Raw genomic sequence first — 26,764 nt, forward strand, 5'->3', positions numbered from 1 at the left:
CACGGCCCCCCACGGACCCGCGACGCACCCCGGTGCGCCGCGGGTCCGTCGTCGTCGGGTCGGGGGTCAGGCCCAGCCGAGCTGGTGCAGCCGCTCGTCGTCGATGCCGAAGTGGTGGGCGATCTCGTGCACCACGGTGACGGCGACCTCCTCGACGACGTCGTCGCGCGTGTCGCAGATGGCGAGGGTCGGGTTGCGGTAGACGGTGATCCGGTCCGGCAGCGACCCGGCCGCCCAGTGCAGGTCCCGCTCCGTGAGGGGCACACCCTCGTACAGCCCGAGAAGCTCCGGGTCGTCGGCCGGGGCGTCGTCCTCGACGAGGACGACGACGTTGTCCATCATCGCCGCCAGGTCAGCCGGCACCTGGTCCAGGCCGTCCCGGACGGCGTCCTCGAACTCCTCGCGCGTCATCTCCACCACAGGTCCCATCCTCGCCCACCGGCGGGCGCGGACCCGCCCTGCCGGGCTGGGTATGCTTGCCGGGTTCCCGGCCCCCATCGTCTAGCGGCCTAGGACCCCGCCCTTTCACGGCGGTAGCACGGGTTCGAATCCCGTTGGGGGTACGTCCGCGGGGCGCCGGACCCGTCCGGCGGCCACGTGAAACGGTACGTCCTTGCTGGTCAGGATCCGATTTCAAGATCCCGGCGAGCATGGGGTACGCTTCTTCTCGGCTCGAAACGAGCCTCCTCGGTGGGAGCCCACTCCCCACCTTGGCCCTGTAGCGCAGTTGGTTAGCGCGCCGCCCTGTCACGGCGGAGGTCGCGGGTTCAAGTCCCGTCAGGGTCGCGCATGATGCGCCCGGTTCGTCGGAAACGGCGCCCGGGCGTTCGTGTCCAAGGCTCTGTAGCTCAGTTGGTAGAGCGTTCGACTGAAAATCGAAAGGTCACCGGATCGACGCCGGTCGGAGCCACCACCCGAAGACCCCCGCGCCCCACGGCGCGGGGGTCTTGTCGTTCCCAGCGCGACCTGCGCCGTCGTCGGGCACCCTAGGAATTGCCTGGACCAGCAGGGACGGGTTGAGTGGGACCCGCACGGACGATCACCTCACGCAGGATCGGAGCAGCCGATGACGGACTGGGACGACGGACGCACACCGCCCGCCGAGCAGCCACCCTCCATGGGGCGGCTCGTGGAGCAGCTGTCGGAACAGACCACGCGGCTCGTGCGCGCGGAGGTCGCGCTCGCCAAGGCCGAGATGACCGAGAAGGCGAAGCGGTCCGGCATCGGGATCGGCTTGGTCGGCGCAGCGCTCGTCATCGTGCTCTACGCGGTGGGAGTGCTCATCTGGGCCGGGATCATCGGTCTCGCGGAGGCCTGGCCCCTTTGGCTGTCGGCGCTCGTCGTCGGGGTCGCCATGCTGCTGGTCGCCGGCATCGCCGTGGCGATCGCCGTGGGCCAGCTCAAGAAGGCGGCCCGCCGGCCCGAGACGATCGACCGGGTCAAGGAGGACGTGGAGACGATCAAGAAGGGGGTGCGCCGGTGACCGAGCCCACGACGCCCGAGAACAGGGCCCCGGTCCCCACGGCCCGCGAGCTCGAGGACGAGGTGGCCCGCACCCGTGCGGAGCTGGGCGCGACCCTCGACCAGCTCGCGACGCGACTCTCGCCGAAGTACCAGGCGAACCAGTTCGCACGGGCGACCACGCAAGCTGCCAGCGACGCCGGCGCCTTCGTCACGGGCGGAGGCCTGCCGGACACCGACGCGCGGCGCAAGCGGAACGCGCAGGTCCTGCTCGGGGCCGCCGCGGCGGGCCTGGCGCTGGTCGTGATCACCGTCGTCCGCGCCCGGCGCCGCTGAGCGTCGACGCTCAGCGGCGAGGGCCGCGTTACTTGTCCGGCGTCGCCTCCTCGGAGGCGGCGCCGAGCAGCGCGCGCACCTCCGACTCCTTGTAGCGGCGGTGACCGCCGAGCGTGCGGATGGACGAGAGCTTCCCCGCCTTCGCCCAGCGGGTCACGGTCTTGGGGTCGACGCGGAACAAGCTGGCCACCTCGGCAGGCGTCAGCAGAACCTCGGAGTCTCCGTGGAGCGACATCCCCTGCACCTCCTGGTGCGGACCGGCCCGGGCGGCGCCCGGTGTGCGGACACGGTCTCGCTCCTCCATTGTGTGCAGAAAGCGGGATTGAGGCGACTTGGGAGCCGGATGAAATCGTCCGGATCGTCCTGGCATGGACGGAGTCGCGGCGTGCGTCCGTTCTGCGGGGCCCGTGGCCCGCTCCGGACCGCCTCGTGCACCGATCGGTCTCGTGACCTGAGACACGATCCGAGGACGATCACCCGCTCCCACGTGACTCGATGCGTCCGACGCGCGTCGCGGAGTGGAGGGAATGGCTCGCAAGCATGTACCGTTGTGGTCTGAACAGACTACTTACGCACGGGGCCGCCGTCACGGACGGCGCAAGCCCCGCTCCTACGTTGAGGGGGTCTCAGCCATGGGCCGCGGCCGTCAGAAGGCAAAGCAGACTAAGGTCGCTCGCGAGCTGAAGTACTACAGCCCCGAGACGAACTACCACGCGCTCGAGCAGGAGCTCAAGAGCAGCGAGGGCGGTCGTACGGATGTCGCGACGGAGGATCGTTTCTCCGCCGACGACGACGAGTACGACAACCGATACAGCACGTGGGGCGACGAGCGCTAGGTCGTCAGCGCCAGGTTCTCCTCTCCTCGGGGATCCTACGGCGCGCACGAAGGGCCGGACGGCAGTCGCCGTCCGGCCCTTCGTCCGTGCGGGAGAGGCTCCCCTCCCCCGCGTCGCGACGTCAGCGGTAGTCGCCGGTCATCCGCACGGCGCCGCCCTGCACACCCTTGGTCCCGGCAACCAGGTCCTCGGCCGGTGCGGCCGGGTCGAGGTCGGCGACCGAGCCCAGCACCCAGCCCGGCACACCACGTGCCGCGAGCGTCGCCAGCGCAGCGTCCACGCCGTCGGCGCCGACGACCGCCACCATGCCGACACCCAGGTTGAGGGTGTTCTCCAGGTCACGCCGCGGCACCGAGCCGAGCTCGCGGACGGTGCGGAAGACGGCGGGCACCTCCCATGACGCGCGGTCCACGGTGGCCACCGTGCCGGCGGGCAGGACGCGCGCGAGGTTCGCCGCGAGCCCGCCGCCCGTCACGTGCGTGACTGCGTGCACCTGTGCGGCCGGGTCCTGGGCGAGCGCGAGCACGTCGCGCGCGTACACGCGCGTGGGCTCCAGCAGCTCCTCCCCCAGGGTGCGGCCGAACTCCTCGACGTGACGGTCCAGCGACCAGCCGGCGTGCTTCACGACGGCACGCACCAACGAGTAGCCGTTGGAGTGCAGGCCGCTCGAGCCCATGGCGACCAGCACGTCGCCCGCCCGCACCCGCTCCGGGCCGAGGACGGCGTCCGCCTCGACGATGCCCGTGGCCGCGCCGGCGACGTCGTACTCGTCCGGCTCGAGCAGGCCCGGGTGCTCGGCCGTCTCGCCGCCCACGAGGGCCGTGCCGGCCACCTCGCAGGCCTGGGCGATGCCCCGCACGATGTCGGCCACGCGCTCGGGCACGACCTTGCCGGTGGCGATGTAGTCGGTCATGAACAGCGGCTCGGCACCGACCACGACGATGTCGTCCACGACCATCCCGACGAGGTCGAAACCGATCGTGTCGTGCTTGTCGAGCGCCTGCGCGATCGCGACCTTGGTGCCGACTCCGTCCGTCGACGTCGCGAGCAGCGGCTGGCGGTACGCGCGGATCGCCGAGAGGTCGAAGAGCCCGGCGAACCCGCCCACCCCGCCGAGGACGGCGGGGCCGTGCGTGCGGCGGACCGCGTCCTTCATCAGCTCCACGGCCTTGTCGCCGGCCTCGGTGTCGACGCCGGCCGCGGCGTAGGTCAGGGGTTCGTTCGTCACAGTGGCTCCCAGGCCGGTGGTCGAGCGTGTCGGTCCACCGTCGGTCGTCGGGCGGTGGTCGCGACTGGCTCGACCACCGGGATCTGGTCAGGGGTGGTTGAGCGCGGTGCCGCCGCCGGCACCCACGGAGACCTGCGTGAGCCCGTCCTCGGGGGCGCCGAGCGGCAGCTCGGCCTGCTCCAGGAGGTGCTTGCCGAGCTGGTCGGCCGTGGGCAGCTCGATCGGGTACTTGCCCGTGAAGCAGGCGGCGCACAGCTGGGACGCCGGCTGCTCGGTGGCGGCGATCATGCCCTCGGTCGAGATGTAGCCGAGAGAGTCGGCGCCCAGGGACTGTCCGATCTCGTCCGGCGTGAGGCCGTTGGCGATGAGCTCCGCGCGCGACGCGAAGTCGATGCCGTAGAAGCACGGCCACTTCACGGGCGGCGACGAGATCCGCACGTGCACCTCCGCCGCCCCCGCCTCGCGGAGCATCCGGATGAGGGCACGCTGCGTGTTGCCGCGCACGATCGAGTCGTCGACGACGACGAGGCGCTTGCCGCGGATCACTTCCCTGAGCGGGTTGAGCTTGAGGCGGATGCCGAGCTGGCGCAGCGTGTCGGACGGCTGGATGAACGTGCGGCCCACGTAGGCGTTCTTGGTGAGCCCCTGCCCGAACGGGATCCCCGACTCGGCGGCGTACCCGACGGCCGCCGGTGTGCCGGACTCCGGCGTCGGGATGACGAGGTCCGCGTCCACCGGGTGCTCCCGCGCGAGCGTGCGCCCCATCTCGACGCGCGACGCGTGCACGGAGCGCCCGTTGATCGTGTTGTCCGGGCGGGCGAGGTACACGTACTCGAAGACGCAGCCCGCACGCTCCGGCTCGGCGAACTTCTCCGAGCGCAGCCCGTCCGCGTCGATCGTGAGGAGCTCGCCCGGCTCCACGTCGCGCACGTACGACGCGCCGACGATGTCCAGAGCGGGTGTCTCGGACGCGACCACCCAGCCGCGCTGCAGACGGCCCAGCACCAGCGGGCGCACGCCCTGCGGGTCGCGCGCCGCGTAGAGCGTGCCCTCGTCCATGAAGACGAGCGAGAACGCGCCGCGCAGCCGGGGCAGCACCTCGAGCGCCGTCTGGGCGAGGGTGTGGTCGGCGTCGCCCGCGAGGAGCGCGGTGATGAGCGCTGTGTCGGTGGTGTTGCCGCGCGCGAGCTCGCCGCGGCGCTGCGCGCCGTAGCGCTCGGCCACGAGGTTCACGAGCTCGGCGGAGTTGGTGAGGTTGCCGTTGTGCCCGAGGGCGACGGTGCCGCCCGCGGTCGCGCCGAGGGTCGGCTGGGCGTTCTCCCAGGTGACCCCGCCGGTGGTGGAGTAGCGGCAGTGGCCGACCGCGAGGTGGCCGGTGAGGGCGTCGAGCGCCGTCTCGTCGAAGACCTGGGACACGAGGCCCATGTCCTTGTAGACGAGGATCTGCTCACCGTTGCTGGTGGCGATGCCGGCGGACTCCTGTCCGCGGTGCTGCAGGGCGTACAGGCCGAAGTAGGCGAGCTTCGCGACCTCCTCGCCGGGGGCCCAGACCCCGAAGACGCCGCAGGCGTCCTGGGGGCCCTTCTCGCCGGGCATGAGGTCATGGTTCAGGCTGCCGTCAGGGCGCAAGGGCATGTGCCGAGTATCCCACAGGGCCCCGGTGCCTCGACCGGGGCGGTCACGTCAGCGGCGGCGCAGGCTGCGCCGGTCGGAGATCACCGCGATCAGGCCCGCGACGCCCAGGCCGACGGCGATGCCGCCAAGGATGGTGACCGACACGTACACGCCCGGCTTCATCAGGGCCCCGGCCGAGTCGGTCGCGTCGATGAGCCAGGTGGAGAAGATGAGCCCGACGACGGCACCCACCAGCGCTCCCACCCACAGGAAGACCGGGTACTTGGGGGCGCGGCGCACGCGGTCGGGGTCGACCAGCAGCGTGACGTCCTGCGGCTCGTCCTCGTCCGCGGCGGCCGCCCGGGGCGCCTCGGGCTTCGAGCCCGACGCGCCGTCCGGCGCCGGCGTCTCCTGCGGGTCGTCGGCGGGCGCGGTGCCGGGCGTGTCCGGGCCGTCGTTCACGGGGCCGTCGGGGGTCGAGCTGCTCACCCCACGAGCCTAAGTCACGCGGAAGGCCCCGCGGTCATCGGCGTCGGGCCGGCCGGGGCCCACCAGCGGTGGTCCCGACCGGCCCGTCCTCCGACCGGCTCAGGCGGCGCCGAGGTCCTTCCAGGGACCCCACCGCGTCGTGCCGGGCTCGTCGTGCCGGGAGTACCACTGCGCCTGCCAGCGGTGCCCGTCGTGGACGACGACGTCGCCCTTGCCGTAGACCCAGGTCCCGGTCCATGCCGGGAACGTCCCCGCGGACGTCACGACGGGCGCGCCGACCTCGGCCCACGGCCCGTACGCCGACGCCCCGGGGCGGTCGCCGCGCGACCACCACAGCGCCTCGAACAGCCTGCCCTCGAAGGACACGCGATCGCCCTTGCCGTAGGTGGCCTTCGCGCCCCATGCGGGGGCGGACGGCGCGAGGTCGAGCCCGACGAGGATCGGGTCGTGGTCCGACGACCGGAACGGCGACTCGTCGTAGAGGATCGTCGCGTTGTAGTTGTACCGGCTGTACTCGCCCGCCACCGGCTCGTACGCGTTGACGTTCCAGATGTCCGTGCCGGTCACCCGGTCGATCAGCCCCGACGAGGCGAGCGCGTGGTCGAGCGAGCCGACCGCGCCGTCGAACGCGTAGGTGTACTCCCCGGTGGTCGGCCCGAGGTCCGTGTAGCCCGCATCCGTGAGCACGACGACCGGGTCCTCCTGCTCGTAGGAGTTGAGGTCGCCCACGAGCAGCACGGCGTCCGTGCCGGCGTCGGCGGCGACGTCGTCCGCGAACGAGACCAGCGCGGTCGCCTGCCGCACGCGCGACTCGTTGGACGCGCCCTGGCCGTCGCCGGTGTCCTCGTCCCCCGGCCACGGGCCGGCCGACCCCTTGGACTTGAAGTGGTTGGTGACCACCACGACGTCGTCGCCCGGGTCGGCGTCCACCCCACCGGCCGGCTGGAACACCTGCGCGAGCGGCTGGCGAGCGTTGCCGAACGCCTCCGGGTCGTCGAGGATCCGCGACGACCCGACCGGCTCGGCGCCGGCCGTGCGGTAGACGAACGCGGTGCGGATCACGTCCTCGCTTCCCGGCAGGTCCGCCGGCGACGCGACGAACGCCCAGGTGCCCGCGCCGTCGTGCGCGTTCAGCGCGTCGACCAGGTCGGACAGCGCCTGGTCCCGGTCCTTGCCGAACGCCGCGGAGTTCTCGATCTCCTCGAGCCCGACGACGTCGGCCCCGAGGGCGGAGATCGCGGCGACGATCTTGGTCTGCTGACGCTCGAGGTCCTCGGCCTCGGCGGCGCCGCGGGCGTCGCACCCGTCGCGCACCGTCACCGGGTCCCCGGCGCGGTCGGTGTAGTACCGGCAGCCGGTGAGCTGGTCGCCGGTGGTGGTGAAGTAGTTGAGCACGTTGAACGTGCCCACCTGCAGCGTGCCCCCGACCTCCTCGGGCGCGGCCTCGCGCGTGTCCTCGAACACGGCGGGCTGCACGGCGTCGGCGACGTCGGGCGTCAGCCGGTGCTGGGGCTGCAGGCCCCACGCGTCGAAGCGGTAGTCGAGGACGACCGGACGCGTGAAGGTCACCGCGGCACCGACCCGGACGGGGTCGCCGCCGGTCAGCCACGGCAGCGGCTGGGACGAGTTCGCGGCCGAGCCGTAGTTCGTCGACGCGCCGTCGTCCAGCAGCACGGCGCGGGCCGCGTTGTCCTCGGCCTGCTCCTTCGCCTCGACCGAGCCCGGCCGACCGACCGACGTCGGCTGGACCAGGGGCGATCCGCCGGCGGCCAGCCCGATCGTGGCGTAGAAGTTCGTGTCGTAGTTGTCGGTGACGGTGAAGTCGCCCTGGGGGGCCAGCAGCACGCCCTCGAGGGCCTCCCGCTCGGCGTCCGTCGCGGGCCAGGTCGTGGCCAGCGGCTCGACCGACCCGGGCTCGTCGAGCACGGCCCACGTGTCGGCGGTGACCTCGGTGAGCCCTTCGTGCTCGCTGACCTCGCCGGTGACCTCGACGTGGTCGCCGACCTCGAGCTCGGCGGCCGCGGCCCGGGAGTAGACGAAGACGGCGTCCGAGGCACCGGGCGTCGCGTCGTCGGCGGGGTCGCCGCCGGTGCCGGCGGTCTGCAGGTAGAGACCGTCGAAGCCGCCCGTCGGATAGGTGGCGGTCACGACGCCGGTGGTCGTCACGGCCTTCCCCACCAGCGGGGACGTCGCGCCGGTGCCCTGGATCTCCGCGATCGTCGCGTCCTCGGCGGGCCCGGGGTCCGTGCCGGGGTCGGTGCCGCTCGCCGTCGGCGTCGGCGTGCCGGCGGCGAAGTCCGCGGCGTTGTCGGCGGAGTGCGCGTGGTCGCGGCGCGCGACCGACGTCGCGTTGGTGGTGGCGGGCGCCGGCCCGGAGCCCGCGAAGGCGTTGGCGGAGACGCCCCAGCCCACGAGGTCGACGACGGCCTCGGCCGCCGCGCAGTCGGCCCCCGCGCAGGCGAGCCGGTCGGTCGAGCGGACCAGCGCGACCTTGGCCCCGGTGCCGGACATCGCGATGGTCCCGGTGACGTCGGGGGCCGGCAGCGCGGGCAGCGACGTGTTGCTGCCGGTGGCCTCCGCGACCAGGAACGCACCGCCCGCGGGGATCTCGCCCGACAGGTTCGTCTGCGCCCCGTTGGCCCAGGTGCCGGTGGCGGACGCGTACTGCACCGACCAGCCCTCGAGGGACACCGGCTGGTCCGTCGGGTTGTGCAGCTCGACGAAGTCCTGGTTGAACGCGGCGCCGCTGTTGCCGCCGCCTCCGTACATCTCGTCGATGACGACGGGTGCACCGGGCGAGACGGCGGCCGACGCCGGGGCGGCGAGGGCCGCGCCGACGGGGAGGACGAGCGCGGCAGCGGTGGCGGCCGCGAGCGGTCCTCGGTGACGGGTGGGGCGGGTAGGGCTCACGGTGGCTCCTTCGCGGCGGACGTGGGTGACGTCACCTCAGCAGACCCGCGTGAACCGCGGTTGAACCCCAGGTCACCGGACGTCGTCGTCCACCGACCGCGGGTGTCTGCCCGGTGCCGCCGAACGTAGCGGAACCGTGCGGTGCGCGCGCGCCGCACGCACGACCTCGCGACGCGAACTACCTCGGCGGGGTCTGGACTACCTCGCGGGGTCTGGACTACCTCGCCGGGATCCGGACTACCTCGCAGGTCAGGGGCGCGGGCGCGCGGCCTGGAGCGGCAGCAGCCCGGACAGGTCGGCCCGCTCACCGGAGGCGCTCACCCGCCCGGAACCGAGGGCGTCGTCCCACGTCAGGCGGCCGGTGGCGAGCGCCAGCCAGGTCTCGACGTCGGTCTCCACCACGTTGGGCGGCGTCCCCCGCGTGTGCCGCGGCCCCGCCACGGCCTGCACCGCGCCCGCAGGCGGCACCCGCACCTCCACGGAGTTGCCGGGCGCGACGTCGGCCAGCTCCTCCAGCGTGAACCGCACCGCGGTGGTCACGACGGGACGCGACGCGTCCCCGCCCAACCACGCGGCCACAGCCGCCCTCCCGGCAGCAGGATCCGTCCGTCGTCGCGCAGGCACGGCAGCACCCTAAGCCTCCCCACCCACAGGCCGCCGACGTCGCACCGTGGTCTCGACGAGCTCGACCGACGAGGGCGCGCGAGACGAGGGACGAGCGCGGGTCGGAGGTTCCTTCGGCCCGCGCGACCACGACCGGACGCCGCAGAACCTACGAGGCCAGCTCAGCCCGCACCTCTTCCCGCAGCCGCCCATGACGGGACGGCTCCGGAGCGGCGGCGAGCAGCGACTTCGTGTACTCGTGCTGCGGGTTCAGGATGACGTCGTCGGACGGCCCTCGCTCCACGATGTCCCCCCGGAACATCACGAGGATCTCGTCGCTGAAGTGCCGCGCGGTGGCGAGGTCGTGGGTGATGTACAGGACGCCGAGGTTCTCCTCCCGCTGCAGGCGGGCCAGGAGGTTGAGCACGCCGAGGCGGATCGACACGTCGAGCATCGACACGGGCTCGTCGGCGACGAGGAACCGCGCGCCGGGCGCGAGGGCGCGCGCGATGGCGACGCGCTGGCGCTGTCCGCCGGACATCTCGTGCGGGCGCTTGACGGCGTAGAGCTCGGGCGGGGTGAGGTTGACGCGCTCCAGCAGGTCGTGGACGGCGGGCTCGAGCCCGTCGCCGCTCGCGACGCCGTGCAGCTTGAGCGGGCGCTCCAGGTGGTGCGCCACCGTGTGGTACGGGTTGAGCGACGCGAACGGGTCCTGGAACACCATCTGCACCTGGTGCCGGTAGCTCGACAGGGCCCGGCCGTGCCGGCCGACGGGCCGGTCGTCGAGCAGGATCTCGCCGCTGGTCGGCGTCTCGAGCTGGGAGATCATGCGGGCCACGGTGGACTTGCCGGAGCCGGACTCCCCCACAAGGGCGATCGTCCTGCCGGGCTCGAGCGTGAACGACACGTCGTTCACAGCGCGCAGGATGCCGCCGCGCGCGCCCTTGCGGACCTTGAACTCCTTGACGAGGTGGCGGACCTCGAGGCTGGTCATGACGCCTCCTGATCGGGGGCGTCCTGGGAGACGCCGGTGCGGACGAAGGAGCCGCGGTCGCCCGTGAGGCTCGGGAACGAGTTCAGCAGCTGGCGCGTGTACGGGTGCTGGGCCCGCGCGTAGATGGACGCGGACGTGTCGAGCTCGACGATGCGGCCGGTGCGCATGACGGCGATGCGGTCGCTGATCTCGAGCAGCAGCGGCAGGTCGTGGGTGATGAAGACGACGGCGAAGTTGAACCGCTCGCGCAGGCGCATGATCTCGCGCAGGATGCCGCGCTGGACGACGACGTCGAGCGCCGTCGTCGGCTCGTCCATGATCATGACCTGCGGGTTGAGCGCCATCGCCATGGCGATCATGACGCGCTGTCGCATGCCGCCGGAGAGCTCGTGTGCGAAGCTGTCGAGCCGCCCCGGGTCGACGCCGACCAGCTCGAGCAGCTCGGCGGAGCGCGCGTCGCGCTCCTTCCTGCCCATCTGCGGCCGGTGGGTGGTGAGCACGTCGCCGAGCTGCTTGCGCACGCTGATCACCGGGTTCAGGGAGTTCATCGCGCCCTGGAAGACCATCGAGACCTTGTCCCAGCGGAAGGCGCGCAGCGCGTCGCCGGTCAGGGAGACGACGTCGGTGTCGGAGCCGTTCGCGTCGTGGAAGGTCACCTCGCCGGAGCGCAGGATGGCCGGCGGCTTGAGGAGCCGGTTGAGGCCGTACGCGAGCGTCGTCTTGCCGCAGCCGGACTCGCCGGCGAGGCCGAGGATCTCGCCGCGGTGCAGCGTCAGGGAGACGTCGTCCACGGCGCGGACGGGCGGGTCGACCTCGTACTCGATGGACACGTGCCGGGCGGTGAGGACCGGCTCGAGGTGGGCCACGTGCGTGGCGTGCGTCGGCGACGACAGCGGCCCGGTGGGGGTGGCGGTGGCGGTCATGCGTCGACCCTCTCCTTCGCGGCGGCGACGGTCTGAGCCGTCGCACGGCGGCCGAGCTTGTCCCTGCCGGCCTTGCGCGCCTCGCGGACGCTCTTGGCGGCGGCGGGCGCGAGGCGCAGCTTCGGGTTGACGATCTCGTCGATGGCGAAGTTCACGAGGGACAGGCCGGTGCCGAACAGGGCGATCATCAGGCCCGGCGGCACGAACCACCACCAGGCGCCGCGGGTGAGCGCGCCGCCGCCCTGCGCCTCGTTGAGCATCGTGCCCCAGGTGATCGACCCGTTGGGCCCCAGGCCCAGGTAGGACAGGCCGGCCTCGCCGAGGATGGCGAGCACGATGGCGAACAGGAACTGCGACGCGAGCAGGGGCAGCAGGTTGGGCAGCACCTCGACCCCGATGATGCGCGCCGTCTTCTCCCCGGCGACGCGGGCCGCGGAGACGTAGTCGCGCACCCGCAGCGACCTGGCCTGGGAGCGCAGCACGACGGCGGGCCCGGCGAAGGCGGTGACGCCGAGGATGAGCGCCACGACCCAGAGGCTGCGCACCTGCAGGTAGCTCGCGACGACGATCATCAGCGGCAGGCCCGGGATGACGAGCATGATGCCGGTGACCAGCGACAGCACCTCGTCGGTCCAGCCGCGCAGGTACCCGGCGACGACGCCGAACAGGAGCGCGAGGACGATCGCGACGACGCCGGCCGAGACGCCGACGATCAGGGAGCCGCGTGCGCCTTCGGCGAGCTGGGCGAGCACGTCGTAGCCGAGGCTGGTGGTACCCAGCCAGTGACCGGGCTGCGGCGGCAGCAGGGCGTCGTTGCCGGAGCTGCGCGGGTCCTGCGTGACGAACGGGCCGACGATCGCGAACAGCAGGATCGCGCCGATGAGTACGAGGCCGGCGAGGAGCTTGCCCGACATGGTGGGCATCATCTGGCGCACGCCGGACCGCTTGACCGGCGGCGTGGTGCCGGACGGCGTCGCGGGTGTGGTGGTGTCGGTATCAGTCATGGTGGCGGGTCCTCGGGTCCAGGAAGCCGTAGATGAGGTCCATGAGGAACAGCGCCGCGAGGACCGCGAGAGTGATGACGAGGAACACGCCCTGCATGAGCGCGTAGTCGTTGTTGCGCACGGCCGTGATCATGAGCTTGCCGACGCCGGGATACGTGAACACCTGCTCCATGACGAGGGAGCCGGCGACCACGAAGCCGAGCGAGACGCCGAACCCGGCGAGCGAGGGCAGCGCGGCGTTGCGCATCGCGTAGGTGGTGAACACGCGGCGCGGCCGCAGGCCCTTGGCCTCCGCCGTCGTGACGTAGTCCTCCGACAGCGTGGAGACCATCATGTTGCGCATCCCGAGCAGCCAGCCGCCGACGGACGAGATGACGATCGTCACGGCCGGCAGGAACGCGTGGTAGAGCACGGAGCCGACGAAGGCCCAGCTCCACTCCGGCCCGTTGAAGTGGAAGACGTCGTAGGCGCCGATGATCGGGAACCACTGGAGGCTCACGGCGAACACGAAGATGAGCACGAGGGCCACCCAGAAGTAGGGCAGCGACTGCAGCATCGTGGTGCTGGGCACGAGGCTGTCCACCCAGGTGCCGCGCTTCCAGCCGGCGAGGGCGCCGAGCCCGATGCCGAGCACGAACGAGATGACCGTCGCCGTGCCGACCAGGCCGAGGGTCCACGGGATCGCGTCGCCGATGAGCTCGGTGACGGGTGTGGGGAAGTTGGTCACCGAGATGCCGAGGTTCCCGGTGAGGACGTTCTTCCAGTACGTGACGTACTGCTCCCACAGGGTCTGGTCCTCGGCTGCCCCGAGCAGGAGCCGGATGCTGTTCTCCGTGCCCGCCGGGATGCCGCCGGCGCGCTGCAGCTTCGCCATGAGGATCGAGAACGGGTCGCCCGGCAGCATGCGCGGGATGAGGAAGTTCAGGGAGATCGCGGCCCACAGGGTCACGGCGTAGAAGGCGATCCGTCTGGCGTAGAACTTCATGGGGTCGGGCCGCCCTTCGGTGTCGCGGGCATGCGGCTCCTCCTCGTCGTGGCGTCGCGGCGTCGTCGTGCGGGTCGTGCCGGTGACCGGCGGGCTCGGGAGCCCGCCGGTCACCGGTGGGTGCGGGCTACTCGGCGCCGCCGAGCTTGCCGAGGACGACGCCCGACGACGGCCCCTGCCACGACGGCGGGAACATGTACATGTCCTCCTCCGTGGGCCAGCCGGTGAACTTCGTCGTGTTGAAGAACGTCTGCGTGCCGTTCACGACGATCGGGATGTACGGGAGGTCCTCGACGATGTGCTCCTGGACGGTGGCGTAGGCCTCCTTCTTGGCGGCCTCGTCGTTGGTCTCGGAGGCGGCCTGGACGGCGGCGTTCACCTCGTCGTCGTCGTACCGGGAGATGTTCCACTCGCCCGGCTCGAGGGCGGTGCCGACCTTCTGGGTGTAGTCGCCCGTGAACCACTCGCGGTAGATCTGGAACGGGTCGGCCAGCGAGGTGCCGACGACGCCGCCCATGATCAGCTCGAACTCGCCGGAGACGCGGGCGTCGGCGAACTCGTTCCAGCTGATGGTGGACGCGGTGAGCTTGATGCCCGCGGCCTTGGCCTGCTCCTCGATGAGCTTGGCGGCGTTGTTGAAGTCCGACCAGCCGTCGACGGAGGTGAGGGTGAGGGTGATCGGCTTGCCGTCCTTGCCGTAGAAGCCGTCGGCGTCCTTGGTGTAGCCGGCCTCCTCGAGGATCGTCCCGGCCGCGGCGGCGTCGGCGCTCTGCGGCGACTCCTTCGGCATGCCGTCGGCGATCCACTTGTCGTCGCGCCCGAGCAGCGCGAACGTCGGCGAGATGGGCTTCGCGAGCCCGACGAACGCCTTCTCGGTGATGGCCGAGCGGTCGATCGCGGCGTCGAGCGCCTGGCGGACCGCGACGTCCGTCTGTGCGCCCTCGCACCCGAGGTCCGTGTTGGAGCAGGTGTAGAGCACCACTGGGTCGACCGGCGTGTTGACGTACCCGAAGCCGCCGGTGGAGGTGACGCGCTCGGGGTCCGGCACGAACATCGTGGTCCAGTCGATCTGCCCGGTGGTGAGCAGGTCTTCCGCCGACTGGTTGGCGTCGATGCCCACGTACCGCAGCGAGGCCACCTTCGGTGCCCCGCCCCAGTAGTCGGGGTTCGCCTTCGCGGTGTAGGCCGCGTTCGACGCCGTGTCGAGCACGTACGGGCCGGTGCCCACGGGGGCCTCGGCGTTGTCCCAGGCGACGAGACCCGTGAGCGCGTTGCCCTCGGCGTCCTCGCCGGCGTCCGCCTCGTGCTCGGAGAACACGTGCTCCGGCACGATGTACGTGCTGCCCAGGATCGCGAACTCGTTCGCGTAGGCCGGCTCGGCGAACGAGAACACCACGGTGGACCCGTCCTTCGCGACGGCGTCGTCGAGGTACGCCGGCTTGACCGTGTCGTTGGTGAACGAGTAGACGACGTCGTCCGCGGTGAACGGCTCGCCGTCGTTCCACGTCACGCCGTCGCGGAGCCTCACCGTGAGCTCGGTGCCGTCCTCGTTCCACTCGAACGACTCGGCGAGCATCGGCGTGGGGTCCACGTCCTGCAGCTTGTTGTAGGCGAACAGCGACTCGTAGATGCCGCCGTTGGCGAGGTGCAGCACACCCACCGCGTAGGGGTTGAAGTTGGGGGTGATCGGGGTCTGGGTGCCAGCCCAGACCACGAGCTCCTGGTCCGTGGCAGCGCCCTCGGCGGCGGGGGCGCCGGTGCCGTCGCCGCCCTCGTCGCCCCCGGCGGAACCGGAGCACCCGGCGGCCAGGAGGGTCACGCTCGTGAGCGCGGCGGCCGCCATCAGCCACCGGCCTCTCGTGATACGTCGGTTCATCGTGGGTCCTTCCGGTAGGCGACGCGTCGTCGCGCCGCGGGTGGTACCGCAATGGCCGTAGGGAAGGCACCCTAACGAATTGATCGGGGGTGGCCGCTAGAGCATGAATCGTTATAAGGCAGGAGTGTTATCAAACCGTCACCTGGGTCGCCACGGGCACCGGACCTACCCGTCCGCACGCCCTCGACGCCGACCGGACCAGGCACGTCACAGGTGCGCCCCCGCGGTCGTCGGACAGGTGGGACCGCCGTCCCGGACGTACCCGACCCCCGGAGGGACCGATCACCATGACCGCACCCCACGACCACGAGGCCGCGATCCGGCAGCTGCTCGCGTCGCTCGTCGACGGCCTGCGCGCCAAGGACCTCGGCGCGCTGCGCGCGCTCTACGCCACCGACGTCGTGTCGTTCGACGTCGAGCCCCCGTTGCAGCACGTCGGCGTCGAGTCGAAGCTGGCGACCTGGACCACGGTGTTCGCGACCTTCGACACCCTGGACTACGAGCTGCGCGACCTCGCGCTCACCGTCGACGACCGCGTCGCGTACGGGCACGCGTTCGGCCGGCTCAGCGGCGCCCTGCACGGCGGCGCGACGACGCCCGGCACGTGGGTGCGCGCCACCTTCTGCCTCCGGCGCGACGGCGACCGCTGGCTGGTCGCGCACGACCAGGTGTCCCTGCCCGTGGACCTGCGCACCGGCGCCGCGGCGACCGGCCTCGAGCCCTGACCCGCAGCCCGCGACCTCACGTGGCACGGACCGCGGGGCTGAACGGGTCAGCGCAAGGTGAAGAGGACCCGCCGGTCGGCCACGGACGCCTCGGCCAGCGTCGGGCGGACGCGTTCTCCGAGCGGGAGGTCGGCCCCCTCGAGCCGGGCACGCACGGCGGGCGCCGTCAGCATGACCTCACCGCGGCGGACACCGTCCTTGTCGCCGTCGCGCACGTCGACGACGACGCCGTCGAAGGTCTCCCCCTCGCGGCCCACGAGCAGCGCCGCCTCGACGACGTCGACGCAGCCGCGCTCGAACGCGCCCGCCGTGCTCGATGCCGCCGCCATCGTCCCGGGCAGCCCGGGCAATGCGTCGGTCACCCAGGCGGGCGCCTCCTTGCCCGCGGCGTGCGCGAGGCACACCTCCGTGGCGTAGCGGTCGGCGAGCCGGCGCAGCGGCGCCGTGACGTGGGCGTACTCCGCGCCGATCGCGGCGTGCCGCGCGTCGTCAGGGAGGGCGACGGGGGCGCCGTCGTCGGGCCCGGGCACGCCGAACGCCAGGTAGCCGGCGCCGCGGAAGAGCGTCGTCGCCTCGGCGAGGAACGCCGCGTGCGCGGGCCGCCGCGACTCCAGGGTGGGGACGAGCTGCGCGTACGAGAGGTCGTCCGGCCAGTCGATGCCGAGCGCCACGGCCGTCCGCCGCAGCCGCGCGACGTCGCGGTCGTCCGCCGGGGGCAGCGTGCGCAGCAGCCCCACGCCCGCCTCGCGCATCATCGCCGCCGCGGCAATCCCGGTGAGCAGCGAGATCTGCGCGTTCCAGCCCTCGACAGGCAGCGTGCGCCGCAGCTCCAGGGAGAACGACCCGTCGGCCTGCGGGACGATCTCCTGCTCGGGGACCTCCAGCGACACGCCGCCGCGATCGCGCTCGCGCGCCTGCCGCAGCCGGCCGACGTCGGCCAGCAGGGACAAGGAGTCCGACGCCGCGCCCGCATCGAGCTGGGCCTGGACCTCGCCGTAGGTGAGCCGGTCGCGGGAGCGCACGGTCGCGCGGGTCACGGAGCTGCTCGTGATCTCGCCGTCGGCGTCCAGCCCGATGGTCCACAGGACGGCGGGCCGGTCCTCGTCGGGCAGCAAGCTAGCGGCGCCCTCGGACAGGACGGCCGGGTGCAGGGGCGTGCGCACGTCCGGCCCGTAGACGGTGGTGCCACGACGGTGCGTCTCGGCGTCGAGGCCGCCGCCCGGCCGGACGAACTCGGCGACGTCCGCGATGGCGTACCGCACGATGTAGCCCCGGCCCGACGACGCGACGTGCACCGCCTGGTCGAGGTCCATCGAACCGGGCGGGTCGATGGTCACGAGCTCGACGTCGCGGCGGTCCTGGCGAACCTGGGCGCCCTCGACGGCACCGTGCCCGCCATCCGCGGCGGACTTCTCCGCCTCCTCGCGGACCTCGACGGGGAACATCGCGGGCAGGCGGACCTCGGCGCGGAGCGCGGCCAGGGCGTCGGCGACCTCGGCCGGGCCCGCCTGGGCGAGATGGAGCTGACGCGTCGGCACCGCTCGACCGTAGCCGCGAGGCGCGCGGGCCGCTCGCCGAGCGGGAGGCCTGCGGGCGACGGCCGGTATGACGTGCGTCGCGTTTTCGACAGGCTCCGCCACGGCCAGATATCTTGATGTCAAACAATCTCTCGTCCACCACTGCCCTGCCTAGGGAGCAACGCCGCATGACCACCGAGTCCCGGCCCGAGGCCGCCACGATCATCTACACGCACACCGACGAGGCGCCGCTGCTCGCGACGTACTCGTTCCTCCCGATCGTCGAGGCGTACGCCGCCCAGGCCGGGGTCAAGCTCGAGACGCGCGACATCTCCCTGGCCGGTCGCATCCTCGCCCAGTTCCCGGAGCGTCTGAGCGACGACCAGCGCATCGGCGACGCCCTCGCCGAGCTGGGCGCGCTGGCCACCACGCCCGAGGCCAACATCATCAAGCTGCCGAACATCTCGGCCTCCCAGCCGCAGCTCAAGGCCGCGATCGCCGAGCTGCAGGGCCAGGGCTACGACGTCCCGGACTACCCCGAGGACCCGCAGGCCGACGCCGACAAGGACATCCGCGCCCGCTACGACAAGGTCAAGGGCTCGGCCGTGAACCCGGTGCTGCGCGAGGGCAACTCGGACCGCCGCGCGCCCGCCTCGGTGAAGAACTACGCCAAGGCGCACCCCCACCGCATGGGCGCGTGGTCGGCCGACTCGAAGACGAGCGTCGCGACGATGGGCTCCGGCGACTTCTTCTCCCACGAGAAGTCCGTCGTGATCCCCGGCGACGACACCCTGACGATCCGCCTCGTCACCCCGGCCGGCACGACCGTCCTCAAGGAGGGCCTCAAGGTCGAGGAGGGCGAGGTCGTCGACGCGACCTTCATGTCCGTCGCCGCGCTGAACACCTTCCTCGCCGAGCAGGTCGCCCGCGCCAAGGCAGAGGGCGTGCTGTTCTCCGCGCACCTCAAGGCCACGATGATGAAGGTCTCCGACCCCATCATCTTCGGCCACGTCGTCCAGGCCTTCTTCCCGGCCCTGTTCGAGCAGTACGGCGACCAGCTCAAGGCCGCGGGCATCTCCCCCAACGACGGCCTCGGCGGGCTCCTCGCCGCCGTCGACACGCTGCCCGACGGCGCGGCGATCAAGGCCGCCGTCGAGCAGGGCCTGGCCGACGGACCGGCGCTCGCCATGGTCGACTCCGACCGCGGCATCACGAACCTGCACGTGCCGTCGGACGTCATCATCGACGCGTCCATGCCCGCGATGATCCGCGGCGGCGGCCACATGTGGGGCCCCGACGGCAAGGAGCACGACACGCTCGCCGTCATCCCCGACTCGTCGTACGCCGGCGTGTACCAGACCGTCATCGACGACTGCCGCGCGCACGGCGCCCTCGACCCGGCCACGATGGGCTCCGTGCCCAACGTGGGCCTCATGGCCAAGAAGGCCGAGGAGTACGGCTCGCACGACAAGACGTTCGAGATCCCGGCCGACGGCACCGTCGAGGTCGTGAACGCGGCGGGCGACGTGCTGCTGAGCCACGACGTGCAGGCCGGCGACGTGTGGCGTGCCTGCACCACCAAGGACGTCGCGATCCGCGACTGGGTCAAGCTCGCGGTCAACCGCGCCCGCGCCACCGGCTCCCCCGCCGTATTCTGGCTCGACGCGCAGCGCGCGCACGACGCGCAGCTCATCGCCAAGGTCGAGGAGTACCTGGGCGACCACGACACCGACGGCCTCGACATCCACGTGATGGCGCCGGCCGAGGCGACCGCGTTCTCGCTCGCGCGGATCCGCCAGGGCCTGGACACCATCTCGGTGACGGGCAACGTGCTGCGCGACTACAACACGGACCTGTTCCCCATCCTCGAGCTGGGCACGTCCGCCAAGATGCTGTCCGTCGTGCCGCTGATGAACGGCGGCGGGCTCTTCGAGACCGGCGCAGGCGGCTCCGCCCCGAAGCACGTGCAGCAGCTCCTCGCGGAGAACTACCTGCGCTGGGACTCGCTCGGCGAGTTCTTCGCGCTCGCCGCGTCGTTCGAGCACCTGGCCACCGTCACGGACAACGCGCGCGCCCAGGTGCTCGCGGACACCCTCGACCGCGCCACGGGCACGTTCCTCGACCAGGACAAGTCCCCGACGCGCCGCGTGGGCGGCATCGACAACCGCGGCTCGCACTTCTACCTGGCCCTGTACTGGGCGCAGGAGCTCGCCGCGCAGTCGGACGACGCCGAGCTGGCCGCCGCGTTCGGCCCGCTGGCCGCGTCCCTCGCCGAGCAGGAGGCGACGATCGTCGACGAGCTCGTGGGCGTGCAGGGCTCGCCGGCCGACGTCGGCGGCTACTACCGCCCCGACGCCACCAAGGCTGCCGCGGTGATGCGCCCGTCCGCCACGTTCAACACGGCGCTCGAGTCCCTCTGACGCCGAGGTAGTCCGAAGATCGCCGAGGTAGTCCCGGACCCCGCGAGGTAGTCCGAGGATCGCCGAGGTAGTTCGCCGTCCGGCAGGTGGCTCGTGCCGCCCTGCCGGCGCGAACTACCTCGGCGATTTTGAACTACCTCGCCAATCTTCGGACTACCTCGCGGATCACCAGGACCAGCCGCGGGAGCTGAGCTCCAGCTCCTCGCGCAGCCGCTCGGCGGACTCGGCCTGCTCGCCGGCGCGCGTCGGCAGGTCCACGACGCCGAGCCCGGCGAGACGGCACGCCTCGCGCAGCAGCGCGTCGTAGGCCTCCTGCGCGGCGCGGGCGTGGTGGGCGCGGGCGTACACCTGGCGGTCGTCGTCGATGGCGCGCAGCTCGCGCGCGAGTTCCCCCAGCCGCACCTGGACGGTGAGCGTGAGGAGCGGGTCGGCGGCAGGCGGGTGGCGCCGGCGGGACCGTCGCGCCACGGCCTGGTGGTGCGAGCGCGAGTGCAGCCACGACCGGACGGCGGCCGCCGCGACCAGCACGAACGACGCCGTGACGAACGCCAGCTGCCACGTCACCGGAGCACCACCTCCGCACCCTTTTTCAGCCTATGCCGGACGCGTCGCGCACGCGACAATCAACGGCATGCCGGCGCCCCGCCCTCTCCTGACGACGATCGCCGCGCTGGTCGTGCTGCTCCTCGCCGCCTGCGGTTCCCGGGTGCCCCCGCAGGCCGCCGAGCAGCCGCTGGTGCTCGCGGCAGCCGAGGCGATGCCTGCCGGTGCCGACGGTGTCGTCGACGTCGGCGGGCGGCCCGTCGAGGTCCAGGTGCCGCCCGCGTACGACCCCGCCCGCCCGGCCCCGTTGCTCGTCGTCCTGCACGGCTTCGGCTCCGACGCCGCGCGCGTGGACGCGACGCTGGGGTTGCGCGAGGAGGCCATGGCGCGCGGCGCGCTCTACGCCCTCCCCGAAGGCACCGTGGGCCCCGACGGACGCCGGTTCTGGAACGCCGGCGACGCCTGCTGCGGCGTCGACCGGGCGGGCGTCGACGACTCCGCCTTCCTCGCGCTCGTGATCCGCACGCTCGCGGCCACCTACGCCGTCGACCCCGACCGTGTCGCGGTGGTCGGGTACTCGAACGGCGGGTTCATGGCCTACCGCACGGCGTGCGACCACGCCGCCCTGTTGTCCGTCGCGGTGTCGGTCGCGGGCGCGACGCCGGCGGACGACGGCGCCTGCCGTCCCTCGCGCCCGGTGACCGTCGTGCAGGCGCACGGCACCGACGACCCCGTCATCCGCGCGGACGGCGGGCTCCGCGACGGGCACGCCTACCCCTCGGCGGCGGAGTCCGCGGCCGCCTGGGCCCGCCTCGACGGCTGCGCGACGACGCCCGCCTCCACCCCCGGCGACCACGATCGCGACCTCGACACCGCGCTCCCCGGCGCCGAGACCGACGTGACGACCTGGACGCGCTGCAAGGGCGGTGCCTCGGTCGAGCTGTGGTCGATCCAGGGAGCGGACCATGCCCCCACGCTCGGCGCGGCGTTCGCGGCGGCGGTGCTCGACGTCGTCACCGGCGGGCGCTGAGCAGGCCGGGCGGGCTGCGGACCGAGGTTCGCCTGGCCTTGCTGGCGGACCGCGGGAAGGGTCCTTAACCTGGAACGGTTCAAGGAAACGACCGTTCGAGGAAAGCGAGGCGCACCATGACCGCACCCACGATGAAGCGCAGCACCGCCCGCGTCGAGGCGTCCGACAAGCTCCGCGCGCACCTGCAGCGCGTGCTCGTCGCGCTGGTCGACCTGCACGTCCAGGGCAAGCAGGCCCACTGGAACGTCACGGGCCGAGGCTTCCGCGACCTGCACCTGCAGCTCGACGAGCTGGTCGACGTCGCCCGCGAGCACAGCGACACCGTCGCCGAGCGTCTCCGTGCCCTCCAGGCCGTGCCCGACGGCCGCACCGAGACCGTCGCCACCACGACCGACCTCTCGCCCTACCCCGCCGGCCTGGTGTCGGTCGGCGACACGGTCGACGCGATCGTCGAGCGCGTCGCGCAGACCGTCGAGGTCGCGCGCGAGGTGCACGACGACGTCGACGCCGAGGACCCGACGACGGCGGACCTGCTGCACGAGATCATCACCGACCTCGAGAAGCAGGCCTGGATGATCTCCTCGGAGAACACCGAGGTCTGAGGTCACCGCGACCTGAGAGCCCTCCGCCCACGACGACGGCGCGACCCCGCCCGGGGCCGCGCCGTCGTCGTGCGAGAGGTACAGAGGGTCAGATGACGCCGAAGGCGATCATCGCGTCGGCGACCTTGGTGAAGCCCGCGACGTTGGCGCCGACGACGTAGTCCCCGGGCGCCTCGTACTCCTCCGCCGTGGCGAGGCAGCTGTCGTGGATCCCGGTCATGATCTCCGCGAGGCGGGACTCCGTGTACTCGAAGCTCCACGAGTCGCGCGACGCGTTCTGCTGCATCTCGAGGGCCGACGTCGCGACGCCGCCCGCGTTCGCCGCCTTGCCGGGGCCGAACAGCACGCCGGCGTCGCGCAGCAGGCTCACGGCCTCGGGGGTGGTGGGCATGTTGGCGCCCTCGGCGACGGCGCGCACGCCGTTCGCCACGAGCTGCTTGGCGTCGGCCTCCGTGAGCTCGTTCTGGGTGGCGCAGGGCAGCGCCACGTCCGTCGGGACGTCCCAGATGCTGCCCTCGGACACCAGGCGGGCGCCGGGGCGGCGGTCGACGTAGTCGGAGACGCGGCCACGCTCGACCTCCTTGACCTCCTTGAGCAGGTCGAGGTCGATGCCCGCCTCGTCGACGACGTAGCCGGACGAGTCCGAGAACGTGATCACGCGGCCGCCGAGCTGCTGCGCCTTCTCGGCGGCGTAGATCGCGACGTTGCCCGAGCCGGACACCGAGACGCGGCGGCCGTCAAGGCTCTCGGCCTGCGTGCCGAGCATGCTCTGCGCGAAGAGGACCGCACCGTAGCCGGTGGCCTCGCGGCGCACGAGCGAGCCGCCCCAGGTGAGGCCCTTGCCGGTGAGCACCCCGGACTCGTAGCGGTTGGTGATCCGCTTGTACTGGCCGAAGAGGTAGCCGACCTCGCGGGCGCCCACGCCGATGTCCCCGGCCGGCACGTCCGTGTACTCGCCGATGTGCCGGTAGAGCTCGGTCATGAACGACTGGCAGAAGCGCATGACCTCGCCGTCGGAGCGGCCGCGCGGGTCGAAGTCGGAGCCACCCTTGCCGCCGCCGATCGGCAGGCCGGTGAGGGCGTTCTTGAAGATCTGCTCAAAGCCGAGGAACTTCACGATCCCCAGGTACACCGAGGGGTGGAAGCGCAGGCCGCCCTTGAACGGGCCGAGCGCCGAGTTGTACTCGACACGGAAGCCGCGGTTGATCCGCACGCGGCCGGTGTCGTCCACCCACGGGACGCGGAAGATGATCTGCCGCTCGGGCTCGCAGATGCGCTCGAGGACCGCGGCCTCCACGTACTGCGGGTTCTTGCGCAGCACCGGGCCCAGCGACTCGAAGACCTCCCGCACGGCCTGGTGGAACTCCACCTCGCCCGGATTGCGGCGCAGCACCTCGGCGAACACAGGCTGCAGACGGTCTTCCATCGGGGCTCCTCCCGGTCGGTGGGGAGCGCGCCCGCAAGGCCCGGAGGGCGGCACGGCACACGCACGTCCCTTGCAGGGTATGCGTTCGCGAGACGTGGTCTCACACGACGAGACGACGGCATCGTCCGTTCGGACGACCTTCCCGGCCCCGGCCGACCTCTCGGGCGGCGAAGGAGTGCGTCGTCACCTGGTAGGGCGGCGGCCGTCCGTCGGCCGAGCCTGTCGAGACCACGCGGGTCTCGACAGGCTCGACCGACGGGCCCACCCGCTCGTGTCAGCCGAAGATGCGCGGGAGGGTCGCCTCGTGCGCCGTGCGGGCGTCGTCCAGCGCCACGGTGAAGGTCTCGCCGTCGAAGCCGCCGGCCACGACGAGCGCGTCCCCGCGCGTGTGGCCCAGGCGCAGCACCGGCACGCCGGCGGCCTCGGCCACCGCGACGAGCTCGCTCTCGTGCTCCGGGTCCACGGCCACCAGGGCGCGCGCGGTGGACTCGCTGAACAGCGCGGCGAACGGCGTCACGCCGTCGCGGCCGGTCACGCCGTCGAGCGCGACGTCCGCGCCGACGCCGTAGCGCAGCGACGCCTCGAGCAGCGTCTGCGCGAGGCCCCCCTCGGACAGGTCGTGCGCGGCGGCGACGAGGCCCTGCTCGCGGGCCTCGACCAGCGCGGAGGCGAGCGCCTTCTCGGCGGCCAGGTCCACGCGCGGCGGCAGGCCGCCGAGGTGCCCGTGCTCGACCTCGGCCCAGGCGGAGCCGTCGAGCTCGTCGGCCGTACGGCCCAGCAGCAGGATCGACAGGCCCTCGGCGCGCCACCCGGACGGCACCGCGGTGCGCACGTCGTCGATGACGCCGAGCACGCCGACGACGGGCGTCGGATGGATCGACGAGTCGATCTGGCCGGGCTCGCCGGTGCCGTTGTAGAGCGACACGTTGCCGCCCGTGACCGGCACGCCGAGCTCCTGGCAGGCGTCCGCCAGGCCCTCGATCGCCTCGACGAGCTGCCACATCGAGTCCGGGTGCTCGGGCGAGCCGAAGTTGAGGCAGTCCGTCACCGCGAGCGGCGTGGCACCGGCCGTCGCGACGTTGCGGTACGCCTCCGCGAGGGCGAGCTGCGCGCCCGTGCGCGGGTCGAGCTTGCCGTACCGGCCGTTCGCGTCCGTCGCGAGGGCGACGCCGCGGCCGGTGGCCTCGTCGACGCGGACCACGCCGCCGTCGTCGGGCTGGGCGAGGGCCGTGTTGCCCTGGACGAAGCGGTCGTACTGGTTCGTGACCCACGCCTTCGAGGCGAGGTTCGGCGACGCGATCAGGCGCAGCGCGGTGGCGCGCAGGTCGCCGGCCGACGTCGGTCGGGCCAGGCCCGCTGCCACGGTGGTGTCGGCCTGCAGGCCGTCCTGCCACGCCGGACGCGCGTAGGGGCGCTCGTAGACCGGGCCCTCGTGCGCGACGGTCTTCGGGTCGACGTCCACGATCCGCTGGCCGTGGTGGTCGATGGTGAGGCGGCCGGAGCCGTTGACCTCGCCGATGACGGCGGTCTCGACGTCCCACTTGCCGGTGATCGCGAGGAACTGCTCGAGCTTCTCGGGCGTGACCACCGCCATCATGCGCTCCTGCGACTCCGACATGAGGATCTCGCCGGCGTTGAGGCTCGGGTCGCGCAGCAGCACGTCGTCGAGCCAGACGTGCATGCCGCCGTCGCCGTTGGAGGCGAGCTCGCTCGTGGCGCAGGAGATGCCCGCGGCGCCGAGGTCCTGGATGCCCTCGACGACCTTCGCCGCGTAGAGCTCGAGGCAGCACTCGATGAGCACCTTCTCCATGAAGGGGTCGCCCACCTGGACGCTCGGTCGCTTGGCCGGCACGCCGTCCTCGAAGGTCTCCGAGGCGAGGATCGACGCGCCGCCGATGCCGTCGCCGCCGGTACGGGCGCCGAACAGCACCACCTTGTTGCCGACGCCGGAGGCGTTGGCCAGGTGGATGTCCTCGTGCCGCAGCACGCCGAGGCAGAGCGCGTTGACGAGCGGGTTGCCCTGGTACGAGGCGTCGAAGACGAGCTCGCCGCCGATGTTGGGCAGGCCGAGCGAGTTGCCGTAGCCGCCGACGCCGCTCACCACGCCGTGCACGACGCGCGCGGTGTCGGGGTGGTCGACGGCGCCGAACCGCAGCTGGTCCATGACGGCCACCGGGCGCGCACCCATCGAGATGATGTCGCGGACGATGCCGCCGACGCCGGTCGCGGCGCCCTGGTAGGGCTCGACGAAGGACGGGTGGTTGTGCGACTCGACCTTGAAGGTCACGGCCCAGCCGTCGCCGACGTCGACGACGCCCGCGTTCTCGCCGATGCCGACGAGCAGGTGCTCCTTCATCTCCTCGGTGACCCGGTCGCCGAACTTCTTCAGGTGCACCTTGGAGGACTTGTACGAGCAGTGCTCGGACCACATCACGGAGTACATGGCGAGCTCGGCGGCCGTCGGGCGGCGCCCGAGCAGGTCGCGGATGCGCTGGTACTCGTCCGGCTTGAGGCCGAGCTCGGCGAACGGCTGGCCCTCGTCGGGCGTGGACGCGGCGTGCTCGACGGTGTCCAGCTGGGGGCGGGGGGCGGACACGGCTTCGGCACGGTCGGCAGCGGCGGTCATCAACTTCCCTCGGGTCGCGCGAGTACTGCAGAGCTCTGGGCTCGGACCGGGTGATCACCGCACCGCGGGGTGCCGGCATCCGGCGTCGGTCCGTGCGGGGGCGCCTCGCGGCGCGCCGCCAGTCTACCGGCGCCGGGCACCTCCTCCGACGGCGGTCCGGCGGCGGCCCGACGGCCGACGGCGAACCCTCCGTGTCGCTAGGGTGCGCGGCATGACCGCTCCCGCGCGGGACGACCCGACCCGTCCGACTCCCCCCGACGCCGTCGGCCCGGCCGACCTCCTCGCGTTCCTGTGCGAGCTCGCCCTGCTCGCGCTGCTGGCCGTGGCCGGCTGGCGGCTCGGCTCGGGCACCGGGGGCGGCGCGGCGGGCGTGGTGGCCGGCGTCGTCCTGCTGCTGGCGCTGCCGGCGGTGGCCGTGGCGGTGTGGGGCCGCTGGCTGGCCCGCACCACCGCCCACCGCCTGCCCCAGCCGTGGCGGCTCACCGTGCAGGTCCTCCTGTTCGCCGCCGCCGGCGCGCTCGCGGCGGCCGCGGGCCTGCCCTGGTGGGGGCTCGGCGTGACCGGCGTCGGCGTCGTCGCGTTCGTGCTGACACGTCGGGCGTAACCACCCTCGGGC

24 protein-coding genes and 3 tRNA genes are annotated in these 26,764 nt (G+C 72.6%); 11 read left to right on the forward strand and 16 right to left on the reverse strand.

The annotated features are described in order from the left end of the window. Nucleotides 1-66: 66 nt before the first annotated feature. Nucleotides 67-429, reverse strand: coding sequence for a metallopeptidase family protein (locus tag B5Y66_RS16950; RefSeq protein WP_079575707.1), 363 nt, complete (start codon nt 427-429; stop codon nt 67-69). Nucleotides 430-490: 61 nt separating this feature from the next. Between B5Y66_RS16950 and B5Y66_RS16955 the strand changes: the two genes are divergently transcribed. From B5Y66_RS16955 to B5Y66_RS16975, 5 genes are all read left to right on the forward strand, one after another. Beyond that, nucleotides 491-563: transfer RNA gene (locus tag B5Y66_RS16955), tRNA-Glu, on the forward strand. 149 nt (nt 564-712) lie between these two features. Further along, nucleotides 713-786: transfer RNA gene (locus tag B5Y66_RS16960), tRNA-Asp, on the forward strand. Between the two features lie 51 nt (nt 787-837). Next, a tRNA-Phe gene (locus B5Y66_RS16965) sits at nt 838-913 on the forward strand. 153 nt (nt 914-1,066) lie between these two features. Continuing rightward, complete coding sequence (locus tag B5Y66_RS16970) at nt 1,067-1,483, forward strand: phage holin family protein (RefSeq protein WP_079575709.1); 417 nt, start codon at nt 1,067-1,069, stop codon at nt 1,481-1,483. Beyond that, a complete protein-coding gene (locus B5Y66_RS16975) occupies nt 1,480-1,797 on the forward strand; it encodes a DUF3618 domain-containing protein (protein WP_079575711.1) in 318 nt (105 codons plus the stop codon). Before B5Y66_RS16970 ends, B5Y66_RS16975 begins: the two co-directional genes overlap by 4 nt. A gap of 28 nt (nt 1,798-1,825) precedes the next feature. On the opposite strand, the gene B5Y66_RS16980 is transcribed toward B5Y66_RS16975, so the two are convergent. Next, nucleotides 1,826-2,032: a BldC family transcriptional regulator gene (locus B5Y66_RS16980; protein ID WP_079575713.1), complete on the reverse strand. Its 207-nt coding sequence runs from the start codon at nt 2,030-2,032 to the stop codon at nt 1,826-1,828. 397 nt (nt 2,033-2,429) lie between these two features. Between B5Y66_RS16980 and B5Y66_RS16985 the strand changes: the two genes are divergently transcribed. Beyond that, on the forward strand, nt 2,430-2,633 hold the full coding sequence (locus B5Y66_RS16985) for a DUF3073 domain-containing protein (protein WP_079575714.1): 204 nt from the start codon (nt 2,430-2,432) through the stop codon (nt 2,631-2,633). A gap of 121 nt (nt 2,634-2,754) precedes the next feature. Here B5Y66_RS16985 and purM read toward each other — a convergent pair whose 3' ends face one another. The 10 genes from purM to B5Y66_RS17035 form a co-directional block, all read right to left on the reverse strand. Then, nucleotides 2,755-3,861, reverse strand: a complete 1,107-nt coding sequence (gene purM / locus B5Y66_RS16990; protein WP_079575716.1) for a phosphoribosylformylglycinamidine cyclo-ligase — start codon at nt 3,859-3,861, stop codon at nt 2,755-2,757. An 87-nt stretch (nt 3,862-3,948) separates the two neighbouring features. Further along, nucleotides 3,949-5,496: an amidophosphoribosyltransferase gene (gene purF, locus B5Y66_RS16995; protein ID WP_079575718.1), complete on the reverse strand. Its 1,548-nt coding sequence runs from the start codon at nt 5,494-5,496 to the stop codon at nt 3,949-3,951. A gap of 48 nt (nt 5,497-5,544) precedes the next feature. Continuing rightward, nucleotides 5,545-5,964, reverse strand: coding sequence for a hypothetical protein (locus B5Y66_RS17000; protein WP_079575720.1), 420 nt, complete (start codon nt 5,962-5,964; stop codon nt 5,545-5,547). A 99-nt stretch (nt 5,965-6,063) separates the two neighbouring features. Beyond that, entirely contained in the window at nt 6,064-8,874 is a 2,811-nt protein-coding gene (locus tag B5Y66_RS17005; protein WP_079575722.1) for an ExeM/NucH family extracellular endonuclease, read from the reverse strand. 249 nt (nt 8,875-9,123) lie between these two features. Beyond that, nucleotides 9,124-9,498 (reverse strand): sterol carrier family protein, encoded by a 375-nt coding sequence (locus B5Y66_RS17010; protein ID WP_079575724.1) that lies wholly within the window; start codon nt 9,496-9,498, stop codon nt 9,124-9,126. A 148-nt stretch (nt 9,499-9,646) separates the two neighbouring features. After that, nucleotides 9,647-10,471, reverse strand: a complete 825-nt coding sequence (locus B5Y66_RS17015; protein ID WP_079575726.1) for an ABC transporter ATP-binding protein — start codon at nt 10,469-10,471, stop codon at nt 9,647-9,649. After that, nucleotides 10,468-11,394 (reverse strand): ABC transporter ATP-binding protein, encoded by a 927-nt coding sequence (locus B5Y66_RS17020; RefSeq protein WP_079575728.1) that lies wholly within the window; start codon nt 11,392-11,394, stop codon nt 10,468-10,470. Before B5Y66_RS17020 ends, B5Y66_RS17015 begins: the two co-directional genes overlap by 4 nt. Beyond that, nucleotides 11,391-12,398, reverse strand: a complete 1,008-nt coding sequence (locus tag B5Y66_RS17025; protein WP_079575730.1) for an ABC transporter permease — start codon at nt 12,396-12,398, stop codon at nt 11,391-11,393. Before B5Y66_RS17025 ends, B5Y66_RS17020 begins: the two co-directional genes overlap by 4 nt. Next, complete coding sequence (locus B5Y66_RS17030) at nt 12,391-13,383, reverse strand: ABC transporter permease (protein ID WP_079576006.1); 993 nt, start codon at nt 13,381-13,383, stop codon at nt 12,391-12,393. The genes B5Y66_RS17025 and B5Y66_RS17030 overlap by 8 nt, the downstream gene beginning before the upstream one ends. Nucleotides 13,384-13,510: 127 nt before the next feature. Next, nucleotides 13,511-15,259 (reverse strand): ABC transporter substrate-binding protein, encoded by a 1,749-nt coding sequence (locus B5Y66_RS17035; RefSeq protein ID WP_079575732.1) that lies wholly within the window; start codon nt 15,257-15,259, stop codon nt 13,511-13,513. Between the two features lie 287 nt (nt 15,260-15,546). Here B5Y66_RS17035 and B5Y66_RS17040 point away from each other — a divergent pair, with 287 nt between their 5' ends. Beyond that, the gene (locus B5Y66_RS17040; RefSeq protein WP_079575734.1) at nt 15,547-15,984 is read left to right on the forward strand and encodes a YybH family protein; all 438 of its coding nucleotides are present in this window, start codon (nt 15,547-15,549) and stop codon (nt 15,982-15,984) included. A gap of 47 nt (nt 15,985-16,031) precedes the next feature. On the opposite strand, the gene B5Y66_RS17045 is transcribed toward B5Y66_RS17040, so the two are convergent. Further along, nucleotides 16,032-17,522 (reverse strand): RNB domain-containing ribonuclease, encoded by a 1,491-nt coding sequence (locus tag B5Y66_RS17045; RefSeq protein WP_079575736.1) that lies wholly within the window; start codon nt 17,520-17,522, stop codon nt 16,032-16,034. A 167-nt stretch (nt 17,523-17,689) separates the two neighbouring features. On the opposite strand from B5Y66_RS17045, the gene B5Y66_RS17050 reads away from it, so the two are divergent. Then, nucleotides 17,690-19,921, forward strand: coding sequence for an NADP-dependent isocitrate dehydrogenase (locus tag B5Y66_RS17050; RefSeq protein ID WP_079575738.1), 2,232 nt, complete (start codon nt 17,690-17,692; stop codon nt 19,919-19,921). 165 nt (nt 19,922-20,086) lie between these two features. Here the strand turns inward: B5Y66_RS17050 and B5Y66_RS17055 are convergent, their stop codons facing one another. Continuing rightward, entirely contained in the window at nt 20,087-20,485 is a 399-nt protein-coding gene (locus tag B5Y66_RS17055; protein ID WP_079575740.1) for a hypothetical protein, read from the reverse strand. A 67-nt stretch (nt 20,486-20,552) separates the two neighbouring features. Here B5Y66_RS17055 and B5Y66_RS17060 point away from each other — a divergent pair, with 67 nt between their 5' ends. Together B5Y66_RS17060 and B5Y66_RS17065 are read left to right on the forward strand one after the other, a co-directional pair. After that, a complete protein-coding gene (locus B5Y66_RS17060) occupies nt 20,553-21,494 on the forward strand; it encodes an alpha/beta hydrolase family esterase (protein ID WP_079575742.1) in 942 nt (313 codons plus the stop codon). 116 nt (nt 21,495-21,610) lie between these two features. Next, a complete protein-coding gene (locus tag B5Y66_RS17065) occupies nt 21,611-22,096 on the forward strand; it encodes a Dps family protein (RefSeq protein WP_079575744.1) in 486 nt (161 codons plus the stop codon). Nucleotides 22,097-22,184: 88 nt separating this feature from the next. Here the strand turns inward: B5Y66_RS17065 and gdhA are convergent, their stop codons facing one another. Together gdhA and purL are read right to left on the reverse strand one after the other, a co-directional pair. Beyond that, complete coding sequence (gene gdhA / locus B5Y66_RS17070; RefSeq protein WP_079575746.1) at nt 22,185-23,522, reverse strand: NADP-specific glutamate dehydrogenase; 1,338 nt, start codon at nt 23,520-23,522, stop codon at nt 22,185-22,187. 274 nt (nt 23,523-23,796) lie between these two features. Further along, nucleotides 23,797-26,148: a phosphoribosylformylglycinamidine synthase subunit PurL gene (purL, locus tag B5Y66_RS17075; protein WP_079575748.1), complete on the reverse strand. Its 2,352-nt coding sequence runs from the start codon at nt 26,146-26,148 to the stop codon at nt 23,797-23,799. A gap of 211 nt (nt 26,149-26,359) precedes the next feature. Here purL and B5Y66_RS17080 point away from each other — a divergent pair, with 211 nt between their 5' ends. Then, the gene (locus tag B5Y66_RS17080) at nt 26,360-26,752 is read left to right on the forward strand and encodes a DUF2568 domain-containing protein (RefSeq protein WP_079575750.1); all 393 of its coding nucleotides are present in this window, start codon (nt 26,360-26,362) and stop codon (nt 26,750-26,752) included. Nucleotides 26,753-26,764 lie beyond the last annotated feature (12 nt).

The sequence above is a fragment of the Krasilnikoviella flava genome (assembly GCF_900167525.1).
Classification (GTDB): domain Bacteria; phylum Actinomycetota; class Actinomycetes; order Actinomycetales; family Cellulomonadaceae; genus Isoptericola; species Isoptericola flavus.

Excerpts from the sequence above, each read along its gene's own strand:
- B5Y66_RS16970 (WP_079575709.1), top strand. The coding sequence starts at position 1,067 with ATGACGGACTGGGACGACGGACGCACACCGCCCGCCGAGCAGCCACCC.
- B5Y66_RS17040 (WP_079575734.1), top strand. The coding sequence starts at position 15,547 with ATGACCGCACCCCACGACCACGAGGCCGCGATCCGGCAGCTGCTCGCG.
- B5Y66_RS17080 (WP_079575750.1), top strand. The coding sequence starts at position 26,360 with ATGACCGCTCCCGCGCGGGACGACCCGACCCGTCCGACTCCCCCCGAC.
- B5Y66_RS16950 (WP_079575707.1), bottom strand. The coding sequence starts at position 429 with ATGGGACCTGTGGTGGAGATGACGCGCGAGGAGTTCGAGGACGCCGTC.
- B5Y66_RS17035 (WP_079575732.1), bottom strand. The coding sequence starts at position 15,259 with ATGAACCGACGTATCACGAGAGGCCGGTGGCTGATGGCGGCCGCCGCG.
- B5Y66_RS17025 (WP_079575730.1), bottom strand. The coding sequence starts at position 12,398 with ATGACTGATACCGACACCACCACACCCGCGACGCCGTCCGGCACCACG.
- gdhA (WP_079575746.1), bottom strand. The coding sequence starts at position 23,522 with ATGGAAGACCGTCTGCAGCCTGTGTTCGCCGAGGTGCTGCGCCGCAAT.
- B5Y66_RS17020 (WP_079575728.1), bottom strand. The coding sequence starts at position 11,394 with ATGACCGCCACCGCCACCCCCACCGGGCCGCTGTCGTCGCCGACGCAC.
- purL (WP_079575748.1), bottom strand. The coding sequence starts at position 26,148 with ATGACCGCCGCTGCCGACCGTGCCGAAGCCGTGTCCGCCCCCCGCCCC.
- B5Y66_RS17050 (WP_079575738.1), top strand. The coding sequence starts at position 17,690 with ATGACCACCGAGTCCCGGCCCGAGGCCGCCACGATCATCTACACGCAC.
- B5Y66_RS16980 (WP_079575713.1), bottom strand. The coding sequence starts at position 2,032 with ATGTCGCTCCACGGAGACTCCGAGGTTCTGCTGACGCCTGCCGAGGTG.
- B5Y66_RS17065 (WP_079575744.1), top strand. The coding sequence starts at position 21,611 with ATGACCGCACCCACGATGAAGCGCAGCACCGCCCGCGTCGAGGCGTCC.
- B5Y66_RS17015 (WP_079575726.1), bottom strand. The coding sequence starts at position 10,471 with ATGACCAGCCTCGAGGTCCGCCACCTCGTCAAGGAGTTCAAGGTCCGC.
- B5Y66_RS16985 (WP_079575714.1), top strand. The coding sequence starts at position 2,430 with ATGGGCCGCGGCCGTCAGAAGGCAAAGCAGACTAAGGTCGCTCGCGAG.
- B5Y66_RS17030 (WP_079576006.1), bottom strand. The coding sequence starts at position 13,383 with ATGAAGTTCTACGCCAGACGGATCGCCTTCTACGCCGTGACCCTGTGG.
- B5Y66_RS17060 (WP_079575742.1), top strand. The coding sequence starts at position 20,553 with ATGCCGGCGCCCCGCCCTCTCCTGACGACGATCGCCGCGCTGGTCGTG.
- purF (WP_079575718.1), bottom strand. The coding sequence starts at position 5,496 with ATGCCCTTGCGCCCTGACGGCAGCCTGAACCATGACCTCATGCCCGGC.